Source organism: Nocardia sp. NPDC060259 (genome assembly GCF_042728775.1).
GTDB lineage: Bacteria > Actinomycetota > Actinomycetes > Mycobacteriales > Mycobacteriaceae > Nocardia.
Window position 1 is genome coordinate 1 of the sequence record NZ_JBHXAY010000147.1, and the last position, 13,459, is coordinate 13,459.

Sequence of the window (13,459 nt, forward strand, 5' to 3'; positions counted from 1 at the left end):
ACACTGTGGGCCCCTTAACATTTTGGTCCGGGCCCACTTCTTAGTAGCGGGGACAGGATTTGAACCTGCGACCTCTGGGTTATGAGCCCAGCGAGCTACCGAGCTGCTCCACCCCGCGTCGGTGAATACAACATTACACACGGGTTAGCGTGGATGCCAAATCGTGCGGTCAGTGGCGGTTTTCGGGGTGCGGGACGCGATCTTCGACAGTCGGCCGAGGTGCGGGGAAGCCCGAGATGTGACGGGCGTCATCGAATGACAGCCTTCACCCCACCTCGGCCGCGAGTCGCCACAATCCAGTGACTGGAGTCACTATTTCGGCGTGATCTCACGCACATAACGGTGCAATAACAGACTGACCGGAATCTACGTATTCCCCAGCGCTATGCAGCGTAAACACTGAAAAGACACCTGTTTCATTCACAGAATTGTCCCGTTATCAAGATGTGATCGTCATGGATTTCTTGGTTAGCGTCTCCCCCATGACTGAGACCCGGAAATTCCGCACCCGTGCCCTTGGCGTCGCCGCCATCACCGGCGCCCTGGTTGCCGTTCCGTTCAGCCTGGCCACCGGCACCGCCTCCGCCGCGAACCACAACTGGGACGGCGTCGCCCAGTGCGAGAGCGGCGGCAACTGGGGTATCAACACCGGCAACGGCTACTACGGTGGCCTGCAGTTCTCGCAGAGCACCTGGGCTGCCAACGGCGGCCAGGGTTCGGCGCACAACGCCAGCAAGGAAGAGCAGATCCGCGTCGCGGAGAACGTGCTCGCCAGCCAGGGCGTCGGCGCATGGCCGCATTGCGGTCAGTACCTGCAGGCCGGCGTCTCGGAGCCCGAGCCCGCCGTGGTCGAGGAGCCCGCCGTCGACCTGCCGGTCGAACTGCCCGCCGAGGCCAAGACCGACATCCAGGTCGCCGTCGACCAGGCCACGGCCGCGGGCAAGGCCCTGGCCGACCAGTACGGCGTCGCGGGTCAGTACCAGGGCCTGCTCGACGCCAACGCCCCGCTGATCGCCTCGATCGGCGGCTGATCCACCGTTCCCCCTGCACAAGAAAGGCCCCGCCATCAGGCGGGGCCTTTCTTGCTGTTCCGAACGACTACCGGCCGCCCGCGTCCTGGTACGCCTTCACCGCGGCGTCCAGTTCCTCGAGCGCCTTACCGAAATCGGTGAAGTTGCCCGTCCGCATCGCCGTGCGCACCGCCTCGATCTTGCGGCTGAGCTCGGCGGCCGCGGCCTCCTGGCCGGTGGACCCCGGCGGTGTCGTCGTTCCCGGCGGCGGGGTCGTACCATTCGCCGGCGGCGTGGTGCCCTGCTCGACCGGTGGCGTCACACCCGGTTTCGGCTTCAGCGCCGGGTCACCACCGAACGGCGTCGCCAGCGAGCCCGCGCCCGGCATGACCTGGTTGAGCGCCTCGGCCAGCGTCGCCGCGTAGCCGACCTTCACGCTGCCCGCCTCGTCGCGATAGCTGACCAGCACGCGCAGCAGCTGCGGGAACGTCGACGAACCGGTATTGCGTTCGTTGTAGAACGGCTCCACATAGAGGATGCCGCCGTCGGCCACCGGCAGGGTGAGCAGATTGCCGTAGCGGATCTTGTTCGAGTTCGACAGCAGCGTCTTCTCCCGTGACACCGCGTCAGCGGTGGTCATCGAGTTCTGGGTCTGCTGCGGGCCCTGGGTCTGGGAGTCGGTCGGCAACTGCAACACGGTGAACTTGCCGTAGTTCTCCGGGTCCGAACGCACCGCGATGTAGGCCGACAGGAACTCGCGGTTGTAGCCGACCATCGCCGAGGTCAGGCTGAAGACCGGCTTGTTGGTCTTCGGGTCGCCCAGCAGCACGTAGTACGGCGGCTGGTTGAACGTGCCGCCCTCGATCGTCGGATCATTGGGCACCGACCAGAACGCGTTGTTGGTGAAGAACTCACGCGGATTGTCCACGTGGTACTTGGTCAGCATGTCGCGCTGGACCTTGAACAGGTCCTCGGGGTAGCGGAAGTGCGAGCGCAGTTCCGGGGAGATCTCGCTCTCCGGCTGCACCGCGTCCGGGAACACCCCGCGCCAGGCCTTGAGCACCGGGTCGGTGGAGTCGGTCTCGTACAGGGTGACGGTGCCGTCGTAGGCGTCGACGGTCGCCTTCACCGAGTTACGGATGTAGCTGACCTCCTTGCGCGGGATCACCCGGCCGGTCTTCTTGTCGATGCTGTCCTCGACCGCGCCGTCGAGCGAGGTCGACTGGGCGTAGGGGTACTTGTCGAGGGTGGTGTAGGCGTCGACGATCCAGACGATGCGCTCGTCGACGACCGCCGGGTAGGCGTTGCCGTCGGTGGTCAGCCACGGCGCGACCTTCTGCACGCGCTCACGCGGGCCACGGTTGTACAGGATCTTGGAATCGTCGCTGATCGCCGAGGAGAACAGGATGTTGCGCTCGGCGTACTTGGCCGCGAAGGCCAGCCGGTTGAACCAGTTGCCGATCGGCACGCCGCCGCTGCCCTCGTAGGTGTAGGAGGCCTGGTCGGAGTCGTACTCGCGCGGCGCCTGGCCGTCGGTGGCACCGACGATGGCGTAGTCGGGATCGGACTGGGCGATCAGCTCGCCGTAGTAGATGCGCGGCTGGTCGACCTTGATCTGCTGGTCGTCGATCTTGGTGAACAGGTCGCTCACCATGAACAGCGGATAGCCGGAATCGCTGCCGCCCGCCGCGCTCTGCGCGTCGGACTGCGGCTTGTTCACCCGGTTGGCCGGCGCGGCGACGAAGCCGTTGCCGTGGGTGTAGACGGTGTGCTGGTTGATCCAGTCCTTCTGGTTGCCCGAGAGGGCTTCCGGATGCAGCTCACGCGCGGCGACGATGTAGTCCTGCATGTCGCCGTTGAGGGTGTAGCGGTCGATGTCGAGCGACTCGGGGAAGCCGTAGAAGTTCTTCAGCTGCTTGAGCTGGGTGAACGTCGGCGAGAGGATGTTCGGGTCGAGCAGGCGGGCGTTGCCGATGGTCGCCGCGTCGGCGGGCACCTCCAGCGGGTTCTTCTTGCTCTCTCCCTTGTAGTCCTGATACTCGACCTTGTCGTCGGTGATCCCGTACGCCTGGCGCGTGGCCAAGATGTTGCGCTCGATGTACGGGCTCTCCTTGTCGGCCGCGTTCGGGCGCACCGAGAACTGCTCGACCACCATCGGCCACACCGCGCCGACCAGGATCGACGAGAGCACCAGCAGCGCGGCGGCCATCGCGGGCACCCGCAGATCGCGCAGCACGATGCCGGCGAAGAACGCGATCGCGCAGATCACCGCGATCGAGAGCAGGATCAGCTTGGCGGGCAGCACCGCGTTGATATCGGTGAACGACGGGCCGCCGAACGTCGGCTCCTTGCGGGTGCTCGACAGCAGGTCGTAGCGGTCGAACCAGTACGCGATGGCCTTGAGCAGCACGAAGATTCCGGCGAGCACGGCGAGCTGCACGCGCGCGGCCCTGGTCAGCGTGCCCTCGCGCCCGGCCAGGCGCAGGCCGCCGAACACGTAGTGGGTCACCAGGTTCGCGAAGAACGCGATCACCACGGCGACGAACAGCCAGTTCAGCACCATCCGGTAGAACGGCAGGTCGAAGGCGTAGAACCCGACGTCGAGATGGAACTGCGGGTCCTGCTGACCGAAGTCACCGCCGTGCAGGAACATCTGCACGGTCGCCCAATTCGACTGCGCCACCAGGCCCGACAGCAGACCGAGCAGCACCGGGATGCCGACGCCGAACAGCTTCAGCTTGCTCATCACGGTGGTGCGATAGCGCGCGATCGGGTCGTTGGGACCGGCGACCGGCACGAATACCGGCCGCGACCGGTAGGCCAGCAGCAGCGCGCCCCACACGACGAGGCCGACGAACAGCGCGACCACGGCGAACAGGACGAGCCGCGTCACCAGCACGCCCAGGTAGACACTGCGATAGCCGACCTCGCCGAACCACAACCAGTTGGTGTAGGCGTCGGTGAGGCGGGGCCCGAGCAGCAACAGCGCCGCGAGGACGACTGCTGTCACCAGCAGCACTCGGCTGCGTCGGGACAACGAAGGTAAGCCGGTGGGGGGCCGCATGCCCACGGTGCCACTCTCCAGGGTCCGGCGGTGCCCGGCGCCGGTGATCGGCGCAGACACCGCAGTCCGATGTTGCGGTTGGTCCGTTACCGGACCGTTGGCGCCCACTCTACGGAAATCGGACACCGTGCAGGCGCCTGGGCCGAAAATGATTGGATGGGCGGGTGACCGATGACCAGCACGCCGAAGCCGTCCTCGCCCGTTGTGTGCGCGAGGTCGTCGAGTTCGCCGACGCCGAGGGCTGGGGAAACCCGCCGCAGATGTTCGCGTTGGTGCCGACCGCCGACCTGGTCGCCGCCGAACCCGACCTCGAGGATCAGCTCGACGACGGCAGCGAGCTCACCCCGATCGCGCAGGAAGCCTTCCCCGACGACATCACCGGCGGCTCGATGGCACTCGACGAATTCCTCGCCACCACCACCTGGCCGCCCGCCGTCGAGGGCTGCGTGCTTGTCCAGGAGATCGTGGTGCTGCCGCCGGACGCCGAGAGCGATCTCGACGAGGCGCTCGTCCCGCTGCTCGCCGACGACGACGCCGCCGATGCGGCCGGTCGCGCCGCCGCGCACGCCCATCCGGGCAGGCGCGACGCGCGGCTCATCGCCGGGGTCCTGCGTCAGGGCACGTCACTGTGCCTGCTGCAGATCCGGCCCGAGGACGACGACGGCTTCGGCGATCTCGACCTGCGCACCTACCCGAACCTGGCGCCGGGACTGGTCGAGGCGCTGCACCACACGCTGGAGTGATCAGCCGCAGCTGACGGCCTCGCGGCCCGCGTCGATATCGGCCAGCGAGGTCACCGCGCTGTCGAGGGTGTCGACCTTCACCAGCCGCAGGCCCTCCGGCGCGCGCTGGCGGGCCTCGTTGCAGTTGTCGGCGGGGACGAGGAACGTCTCGGCGCCTGCCTCGCGCGCGGCGATCATCTTGTACTGGATGCCACCGATCGGGCCGACCTTGCCTTCCTGATCGATGGTGCCGGTGCCCGCGACGAACCGGCCGCCGTTGAGCTCACCGGGCGAGAGCTTGTCGATCAGCGCCAGGCTGAACATCAGTCCCGCCGACGGGCCGCCGATGTCGGCGAGGTTGAACTCGACCTGCAGCGGCGGGCGGCCGCCCTCACCGGGCGTGATGCCGAGATAGCCCTTCGACGCGTCGTCGGGGCGGGCGGCGAGGGTGATCGGCGTGGTCTGCTCGGCGTCGCCACGCCGGTAGACGACGGTGATCGTGGTGCCGGGGCCCTTGGTGCCGACGATGTCGATCACATCCTTGGGGGCGGTGATCGGGATGCCGTCGATGCTGAGCAGCTCGTCGCCCACCTGCAGCACGTCCTTGGCCGGGCCCTCCTCGCCGAATCCGCGCACCAGCACCACCGTCGGCATGTTCAGGAAGTGCAGCGCCGCGACCTCGGCATTGCTTTCGGAATCCTTGAATTCCTGCTGATTGGACTTGTCGACCTCTTCGCGCGGGACCCCCGGCGGGTACACCTCGGCGCGCGGGACCAGGCCGTGCTCACCGCTGGCCCAGAACCCGAACGCCTCGAACAGGTTGAGCCCGTCGCGCACCGACACCGTCGTCATGTTGAGCTGCCCGCTCGTCGGATCCAGCGGCGCGCCCGTGACGTCGACCACCTGCTTTCCGTCGACCTTGCCGAGGGTGTCGAAGGTCGGGCCGGGGCCGAGCGCGACGAACGGCACGGTGACCACGCTGCCGACGACTCCGAGCACGAGCACGGGTACCAGGGCCACGATCAGGGTGAGGATCCGACGATTCACTCCGACCACAGTAGTGATCACCCGCCGTGACCGACGGTAGTGGCACGCTTTTGCCGTGCGCGCTGCTCGCCCGATTTCGCGATGCGCGAACACCGTGGGCCCAGTGGCCCCGCGTAACGTAAGAGGTATGAGCGATCTCCCCTTCGGCTTCTCGAACCGCGACGACGACGAGTCCGGCAAGCGTCGCGACGAGGCGAACGGTCCCGGCGGAAGCGATCCGTTCGGGTTCGGGGCGGCGGGCGCGGGCGGCTTCGACCCGTCGCAGCTGGGTCAGATGCTGACCCAGCTCGGACAGATGCTCAGCGGCATGGGCCAGGCGACGGGACCTGGCGGCGCGCAGTCCGGCCCGGTCAACTACGACGTGGCCAAGCGACTGGCCCGCCAGCAGCTGGGCGCCTCCGTCGCGCCGATCGCGGCGAAGACGACCTCCGCGGTGGCCGACGCGGCACACCTGGCCGAGCTGTGGCTCGACGGCGCCACCATGCTGCCCGCCGGCGCGTCGAAGACGGTCGCCTGGACGGCCAACGACTGGATCGAAGAGACCCTGCCCACCTGGAAGCGCCTGTGCGATCCGGTGGCCGAGCAGATCTCGGGCATGTGGACCGCGCAGCTGCCGGAGGAGGCCAAGCAGTTCGCCGGGCCGATGGTCGGCATGCTCGGCCAGATGGGCGGGCTGGCGTTCGGTTCCCAGCTCGGTCAGGCACTCGGCCAGCTGGCCAAGGAGGTGCTGACCTCCACCGATATCGGTCTGCCGCTCGGCCCGGCCGGCACCGCGGCGCTGCTGCCGACCGCGATCTCGGCGTTCAGCGCGGGGCTCGAGCAGCCCGAGAGCGAGATCATGGTGTTCCTGGCGGCCAGGGAGGCCGCCCACCAGCGGCTGTTCGCGCACGTGCCGTGGCTGCGTCAGCAGGTGCTCGGCGCGGTCGAGGGCTACGCGCGCGGCATCAAGATGGACTTCTCCTCGCTGGAGGAAGCCGCCCAGAACATCGACCCGATGTCGCTGAGCGACCCGTCCAAGCTCGAGGAACTGCTCGCCCAGGGCACGTTCGAACCGCAGACCACCCCCGAGCAGAAGCAGGCGCTCGAGCGCCTGGAGACCCTGCTCGCGTTGATCGAGGGCTGGGTCGACGTGGTCGTCACCGACGCCGTCGGTGAGCGATTGCCTGGCGCAGGCGCGCTGTCGGAGACGCTGCGCCGCCGTCGCGCCAGCGGCGGGCCCGCCGAGCAGACCTTCGCCACCCTGGTCGGTCTGGAACTGCGCCCGCGCAAGGTCCGCGAGGCGTCGGCGCTGTGGCGCCGGCTGACCACCGACGCGGGCATGGAGCGCCGCGACGGTGTGTGGGCGCACCCCGACCTGCTGCCCGATTCCAGCGATCTGGACTCGCCCGCCGGCTTCATCGACTCGGTGATCGGCGGCGGCACCGGCGCTTTCGACGACCCGCTGGCCCAGCTCGCCGAGACCGAGGCGCGGGAACGCGACGAGGCCGAGCGCGGCAAGTCCGATCCCGACACCGACCCGGACACCGGCACCGACCGTCCCTGATCCGCACCGCGACCACGGTCCGCGAAAAATCTGCGGATCGTGGTGGCGCGACACGGTTCCGCACCGAAGACGCGTCCGAAAACCCCGCGCCGACCGGCGAAACACGAATTGTCCACAGTACGGAAATCACGACCGCGACACGCCGAAAGCCTGTGGATAACCAGGCTTTCGGCACACCGCGTGCCGTGACCGGATGCCGATACTCGGGACATGACGACCACGACGCCACTGCGCGGACCGATGCTCCACCCCAGGGTCACCACGCTGGTCCGCCCGTCGGGCACGGTGCAACTGGGCTGGGATCCCGAGCGCGCCCTGCTGCTCGAGACCACCGAACTCGACACCGGCACGGTGCTCGCGTTCCTGCGACTGCTCGACGGATTGCAGTCGCGGCCACAGATCATCTGGCGCGCAGGGGAATTCGGGATCACGCCCGACCGCACCATCGCCCTGCTCGCCGCGATCGAGCGGGCCGGACTGCTGCTGCAACCCGAACGCAAACAGGGCCGCATCCGCGCCGTCACCGTGCACGGACTCGGCCCGCTCTCCGATGCCGTGGCGATCGGATTGCGGCGCATGGGTTTTCGTCCCGTGCGGTCGCGGGAGTACCGGCCCGACGCCGTGATCGGGGCAGGCAGCGATCTGGTGGTACTCGCCGACGCCCTGATGGTCGATCCCCGCCTGTCGGTGGACCTGGTGCTGCGCCGGATACCGCACCTGCAGGTACGGGTGCGCGACGGCGTCGGCGTGGTCGGCCCGCTCGTGCTGCCCGGCGAGACCAGCTGCCTGCGCTGCGCCGACCTGACCCGCACCGGATTCGACGCCGATTGGCCGCATCTGGCGGCGCAGCTGCTCGGCCGCACCGGGCACGCCTCCCCCGCCGGCATCGCGGCGACGACCGCGCTGGCCATGGGCGAGCTGGAGGCGATCGTCGCGTGCTCGCCGCGACGACGGCCAGGCACCCTCGACGCCACCGTCGAATTGGATCTGGACACCCATGAGGTGCAGCGACGGCCCTGGCTGCCGCACCCGGACTGCGGGTGCAGGACCGTCGCCGCCACCGGGTCTGGCACGGGCCGATGAGGACCCACACCGGCTGGTGTGAGCATTCCCATGGCACACCGCGGGCAAGTTCGGCCATGATGGGTAGCGTGTCCGAGATCGTGCGCCGCAGTTCCAGCCGCAACGCCAAGTTGGCCAAGATACCGCTCGGCATTGCCGGACGAGCCGCCGTCGGGTTCGGCAAGAAGCTCGTCGGTGGTGACAAGCAGCAGATCAACGCGACACTGAACCAGAAGGCCGCCGAGCAGTTGTTCACCGTGCTCGGTGAGCTCAAGGGCGGCGCGATGAAGTTCGGGCAGGCACTCAGTGTGATGGAGGCCGCCGTCCCGGAGGAGTTCGGCGAGCACTACCGCGAGGCGCTCACCAAACTGCAGGCCGCCGCCCCGCCGATGCCGGCCGAGACCGTCCACCGGGTGCTCGACCAGCAGCTCGGCACCAAATGGCGCGACCGTTTCCAGTCCTTCGACGACACCCCGGCCGCCTCGGCCAGCATCGGCCAGGTTCATCGGGCCGTGTGGTCGGACGGGCGGCCCGTCGCGGTGAAGGTGCAGTACCCCGGCGCCGACGAGGCCCTGCGCGCCGATCTGAAGACCCTGTCGCGGATGACCGGGCTGCTCTCGTCGGTGATTCCCGGCGCCGATGTGAAGCCGCTGCTTGCCGAGATCACCGAGCGCACCGAGGAAGAACTCGACTACCGCACCGAGGCCGCCAACCAGCGCCGCTTCGCCGCCGCGTTCGAGGGGCATCCACAGATCGTGGTCCCGCGGGTGGTGGCGGGCGCGCCGAAGGTCATCGTCACCGAATGGCTCGACGGCACGCCGGTCTCGGCGCTCATCGCGGCGGGCGCGGCCGATCCGGAAGGCACACGGGCACAGCGCAATCGGATCGCCGAGCTGATGGGCACCTTCCACTTCTCCTCGCCCGAACTGGCAGGCCTGCTGCACGGCGACCCGCACCCCGGTAATTTCCTCGTACTGGCCGACGGCAGGCTGGCGGTGCTCGACTTCGGCGCCTGCGCGCCGATGCCCGACGGCTTTCCCGAGATCCTCGGCCGGATGCTCGCCCTCGCTGTCGCCGAGGACCACGCCGCGCTCACCGAGCTGCTCTACGAGCACGGCTGGGTGATCCCCGGCCGCACGGTCACCCACGAGGAGATCGAGGCGTACCTGCGCCCGTTCAGCGACCCGATCCGCACCGACACCTTCCACTTCACCCGCGCCTGGCTGCAGCGCGCCGCGGGCAAGGCCTCGGAGTTCTCCAGCCCCGAGATGAAAACCGCACGCGCACTGCAACTCCCGGCCGAGTACCTGATGATCTTCCGGGTCCTCGGTGGCTCGGTCGGCATCCTGGCCCAGCTCGACGCCGAACTCGGCTTCATGAACCTGGTCCGCACCTGGGTTCCCGGCTTCCGGGCCGAACGCGCGTCGTAGTCCGGCCCCCAACGCAAAACGAACCGCTCACCAGGACTCGGTGAGCGGTTCGCTTGCGGTACAACCCCATTCCGGGGTTCATGCCGGGATCGCGACCTTGCGCGGGCGGCCGCGCGGGCGCTTGCGGGCGATCACGACACCCTGGTCGAAGATCTCACCGCCCCACACACCCCACGGCTCGGCGCGGTCGATGGCCGCGGTGAGGCAGCCCTTGCGGATCGGGCAGGACGCGCACAGTTGCTTGGCCTGCTCGAGGTCGTTCGGGCTCTCGGCGAACCACAGATCAGGGTTTCCGGCCCGGCAGGGCAGGGACGCCACGGTTCGGCATGTCACGTCAGTAGTGGCCTGCGGCCAGTCCTGGGCGGTGAACACGTCGTTCTCCTTCAGCTCGTTTGCAGCGGTTGTTCGTTCGGTGTGCGAACCCGGTGCCAACGGCTGAGGAGCCGAATGAAAAAGGCCACGGATTTCGCTTCTCGCGATCCGTGGCCAGGAGGTCTGGGAGGAGTTCCCTACCTAGTTCGACATCTCTGTCGAGACCTGAGCACGGTCGCTGGGTGGACACGGAGGCGGATTGCGCCGGCGAATTCGGGTGCGTATCCGAAATCGACGGCCGGTGCTGCCGGGGCCTCGATGGCCGTCGGCTGCCAACCCACGCTGGGCTTGTCCTGGAGACGAATCGGGGTGTGCTGATGAACGACAGTCATCGGCACAGCGGTGATATCGACGCCGGACAGACCGGTCCCCTGCAGAGCGAGGACCCCCCGGGAGGCCGACACCATGTATGCGTTCACCAGGACGCGATTGCCCATCGCGTCGAACGTGGTGTTGCTGTTCATCTGACTGCCTCCCTCCTGAACTCGTGTGCTGATTAGAAACTCGCGCCGAAGTCACCCTCGGTGCGTGTTCTCCACCATAGGCAATGATCGAGAACCGAACAACCTATTTTCTACCTGCGGTTTTGTGTCGTAGCCCGCATCCGTGAGGCGACGATCGCGAGCACGTCGGCGCCGTACTGTTCGATCTTCTTCGCGCCGATACCCGCGATCGACGCCAGTGCCGCGTCGTCGGCGGGCAGCTGCTCGGCGATAGCGGTGAGCGTGGTGTCGGTGAAGACGACGAAGTCGCGCACCCGCAGGACCTCGGCCTTCTCCGCCCGCCATTCCCGCAGCGCCTCGAGTAGCTGCGGGTCGAGCTCGGCCGGGCAGCGACGGCACCGGCCGAGCATGGTGGCGTAGGTGCCGATCAGCGGCTTCGCGCAGACCCGGCACAGCGGGCGCTTGCCGTCGGTGTCCTTCGGGCCGGTCGCGGTCGCGGCGATTCGCGACGCCGGCGAGTCGTCGGGCACCAGCCCGTTGAGGAACCGCGACCGCCTGCGCACCCGTCTGCCGCCCTCGGCGCGGGCCAGCGCCCAGGACACGGCGAGATGCTCGCGCGCCCTGGTGACGCCGACGTAGAGCAGCCTGCGTTCCTCTTCCAGCGCCGCCTGATCGGACGGACTGCCGTCGTCACCGAGAACGTGCTGGATCGGCAGGGTGCCGTCGGCGACACCGACCAGGAACACGGCATCCCACTCCAGGCCCTTGGCGGCGTGCAGCGAGGCCAGGGTGACGCCGTCGACGGTCGGCGGATGCTTGGCCTCGGCACGGGTCGCGAGTTCGCGCAGCAGCCCGGTGAGGTCGATCTCCTCGTCGTGGCCGACCAGCTCCTCGGTGAGCTGCACCAGTGCCAGCAACGAGGACCAGCGTTCCTTGGCCTGCGCGCCGGCAGGCTCCTCGGCGGTGAGCCCGACCGGGGCGAGCGCGGCCCGGACCAGTGTGATCAGTTCCGCGCCGCTGCGCGCCTCGTCGGGCAGGTCGTCGCGGGCGTCGGTCTGGCGCAGCGCCTGCACCGCCTGGCGTACTTCCTGCCGCTGGAAGAACCCTTCGCCACCGCGCACCTGGAACGGGATGTCGCGGGCGTTGAGCGCCTGTTCGAACGGTTCGGACTGGGCGTTGATCCGGTAGAGCACGGCGATCTCGGCGGCGGGTGTGCCCGCGGCGATCAGCTTCTTGATCCGGCCCGCCACGGCCGCGGCCTCGGCGGGCACGTCGGGGTATTCGGCGAACTCGGGTTCCGGCCCGTCGGGGCGCTGTCCGATCAGCGCGAGCCTGGTCCCGGCGATGCGGCCGCGGGCCGCGCCGATCACCCGGTTGGCCAGCGACACCACCTGCGGGGTCGACCGGTAGTCGCGTTCGAGCCGGATGACGGTGGCGTCGGGAAAGCGGCGGGAGAAGTCGAGCAGGTAGTTCGGGGTGGCGCCGGTGAAGGAGTAGATGGTCTGGTTGGCGTCGCCGACGACGGTGAGATCGTCGCGTTCGCCCAGCCACGCGTCGAGTACCCGCTGCTGCAGCGGGGTGACGTCCTGGTACTCGTCGACGACGAAGCTGCGATAGCGGCCGCGGAACTCGTCGGCGACGGCCGGATAGTCCTCGAGCGCGGCCGCGGTGTGCAGCAGCAGATCGTCGAAGTCGAGCAGCAGGCCGTCGGCGGAGGTCTTCATCGACTCGTAGCCCGCGTAGACCTGGGCGACCCTGGTGACCTCGACCGGCGCGTCGCGGTGGTGCCGTGCCGCGGCGGCGGGGTAGTCCTCGGGCGCGATCAGCGACGCCTTGGCCCATTCGATCTCGCTGAGCAGGTCGCGGATCAGTTCGGTGGACGTGCCGAGCCCGGCACGGTGCGCGGCCTGGGAGACCACCGGGAACTTGCTGTCGAGCAACCGCCACGGCACGTCACCGACGACCTGCGGCCAGAAGTACCGCAGCTGCCGCAGCGCCGCGGCGTGGAAGGTGCGGGCCTGGACCTGCCCTGCCTCGCCACCGAGTCCCATCGTGCGCAGCCGGTTGCGCATCTCCCCCGCCGCCCTGGCGGTGAACGTCACGGCGAGCACCTGGTCGGCCTTCACGTGTCCGCCCGCGATGAGGTGCGCGATCCGATGGGTGATGGTCCTGGTCTTGCCGGTGCCCGCGCCGGCGAGTACGCACACCGGTCCTCGCGGCGCCCGCACCGCGGCGGCCTGTTCCGGGTCGAGGGCGGTGAGATCGAGTGCTGGCACGGGCACCATCATGACAGCGCCCGCCGACAAGCGGACCCGATGGCCGCCGTACCTCGGATTACGGCGCGCCGGTGCCCGCACAGGGCGGCCCGGAACACCACGGGCTCCCGCGACGTTGCACATCCCGTGACTGACGCAACCACTGATCTGACGATGTACTCGACCACCTGGTGCGGCTACTGCCGTCGCCTCAAGACCCAGCTCGACGAGGCGGGCATCACCTACACGGTGATCGACATCGAGGACGACCCCGCTTCGGCCGAATTCGTCGGCAGCGTCAACAACGGCAACCACGTCGTCCCGACGATCAAGTTCCGCGACGGCTCGACCGCGACCAACCCGTCGCTGTCCCAGGTCAAGCAGGCCCTCGCCGCCCTGGCCTGAAACCCGACCACCACGACCCGACCTCGGGGAGGGTCCGCCGCGCAGCGGCGGTTCGCGGCCGTCCCGCCGGTCAGGTGCCGGTGCGTAGGCGACGAAGGAGCAAGCA

At 68.7% G+C, this 13,459-nt stretch carries 11 protein-coding genes and 1 tRNA gene; 6 read left to right on the top strand and 6 right to left on the bottom strand.

The genetic code is table 11. The annotated features are described in order from the left end of the window. Positions 1 to 44: 44 nt before the first annotated feature. Positions 45 to 118, bottom strand: a tRNA-Met gene (locus tag ACFWF2_RS31480). Between the two features lie 364 nt (positions 119 to 482). Here ACFWF2_RS31480 and ACFWF2_RS31485 point away from each other — a divergent pair. Further along, complete coding sequence (locus ACFWF2_RS31485) at positions 483 to 1,031, top strand: transglycosylase family protein (RefSeq protein ID WP_379311128.1); 549 nt, start codon at positions 483 to 485, stop codon at positions 1,029 to 1,031. Between the two features lie 67 nt (positions 1,032 to 1,098). Here ACFWF2_RS31485 and ACFWF2_RS31490 read toward each other — a convergent pair whose 3' ends face one another. Beyond that, positions 1,099 to 4,080 (bottom strand): UPF0182 family protein, encoded by a 2,982-nt coding sequence (locus tag ACFWF2_RS31490; RefSeq protein WP_379311129.1) that lies wholly within the window; start codon positions 4,078 to 4,080, stop codon positions 1,099 to 1,101. A gap of 158 nt (positions 4,081 to 4,238) precedes the next feature. Between ACFWF2_RS31490 and ACFWF2_RS31495 the strand changes: the two genes are divergently transcribed. Next, positions 4,239 to 4,817 carry a PPA1309 family protein gene (locus ACFWF2_RS31495; RefSeq protein ID WP_189026848.1) on the top strand — a complete coding sequence of 193 codons (579 nt, stop codon included), beginning with the start codon at positions 4,239 to 4,241 and terminating at the stop codon, positions 4,815 to 4,817. Here the strand turns inward: ACFWF2_RS31495 and ACFWF2_RS31500 are convergent, their stop codons facing one another. Next, positions 4,818 to 5,843, bottom strand: coding sequence for a PDZ domain-containing protein (locus ACFWF2_RS31500; RefSeq protein ID WP_379311130.1), 1,026 nt, complete (start codon positions 5,841 to 5,843; stop codon positions 4,818 to 4,820). It abuts the gene before it with no gap. 127 nt (positions 5,844 to 5,970) lie between these two features. Here ACFWF2_RS31500 and ACFWF2_RS31505 point away from each other — a divergent pair, with 127 nt between their 5' ends. The 3 genes from ACFWF2_RS31505 (at position 5,971) to ACFWF2_RS31515 (ending at position 9,878) form a co-directional block, all read left to right on the top strand. Next, positions 5,971 to 7,386: a zinc-dependent metalloprotease gene (locus tag ACFWF2_RS31505; protein WP_379311131.1), complete on the top strand. Its 1,416-nt coding sequence runs from the start codon at positions 5,971 to 5,973 to the stop codon at positions 7,384 to 7,386. A gap of 210 nt (positions 7,387 to 7,596) precedes the next feature. Further along, positions 7,597 to 8,469: a TOMM precursor leader peptide-binding protein gene (locus tag ACFWF2_RS31510; RefSeq protein WP_379311132.1), complete on the top strand. Its 873-nt coding sequence runs from the start codon at positions 7,597 to 7,599 to the stop codon at positions 8,467 to 8,469. 59 nt (positions 8,470 to 8,528) lie between these two features. Beyond that, positions 8,529 to 9,878 (top strand): ABC1 kinase family protein, encoded by a 1,350-nt coding sequence (locus ACFWF2_RS31515; protein ID WP_379311133.1) that lies wholly within the window; start codon positions 8,529 to 8,531, stop codon positions 9,876 to 9,878. A 78-nt stretch (positions 9,879 to 9,956) separates the two neighbouring features. On the opposite strand, the gene ACFWF2_RS31520 is transcribed toward ACFWF2_RS31515, so the two are convergent. The 3 genes from ACFWF2_RS31520 to ACFWF2_RS31530 all read right to left on the bottom strand — a co-directional run bounded on the left by ACFWF2_RS31520 (position 9,957) and on the right by ACFWF2_RS31530 (position 12,981). Beyond that, on the bottom strand, positions 9,957 to 10,211 hold the full coding sequence (locus ACFWF2_RS31520) for a WhiB family transcriptional regulator (RefSeq protein WP_189027533.1): 255 nt from the start codon (positions 10,209 to 10,211) through the stop codon (positions 9,957 to 9,959). A 176-nt stretch (positions 10,212 to 10,387) separates the two neighbouring features. Then, complete coding sequence (locus ACFWF2_RS31525; protein ID WP_379311134.1) at positions 10,388 to 10,714, bottom strand: hypothetical protein; 327 nt, start codon at positions 10,712 to 10,714, stop codon at positions 10,388 to 10,390. A gap of 110 nt (positions 10,715 to 10,824) precedes the next feature. After that, entirely contained in the window at positions 10,825 to 12,981 is a 2,157-nt protein-coding gene (locus ACFWF2_RS31530) for an ATP-dependent DNA helicase UvrD2 (protein ID WP_379311135.1), read from the bottom strand. 141 nt (positions 12,982 to 13,122) lie between these two features. Here ACFWF2_RS31530 and ACFWF2_RS31535 point away from each other — a divergent pair, with 141 nt between their 5' ends. Continuing rightward, a complete protein-coding gene (locus ACFWF2_RS31535; RefSeq protein WP_189027531.1) occupies positions 13,123 to 13,353 on the top strand; it encodes a mycoredoxin in 231 nt (76 codons plus the stop codon). Positions 13,354 to 13,459 lie beyond the last annotated feature (106 nt).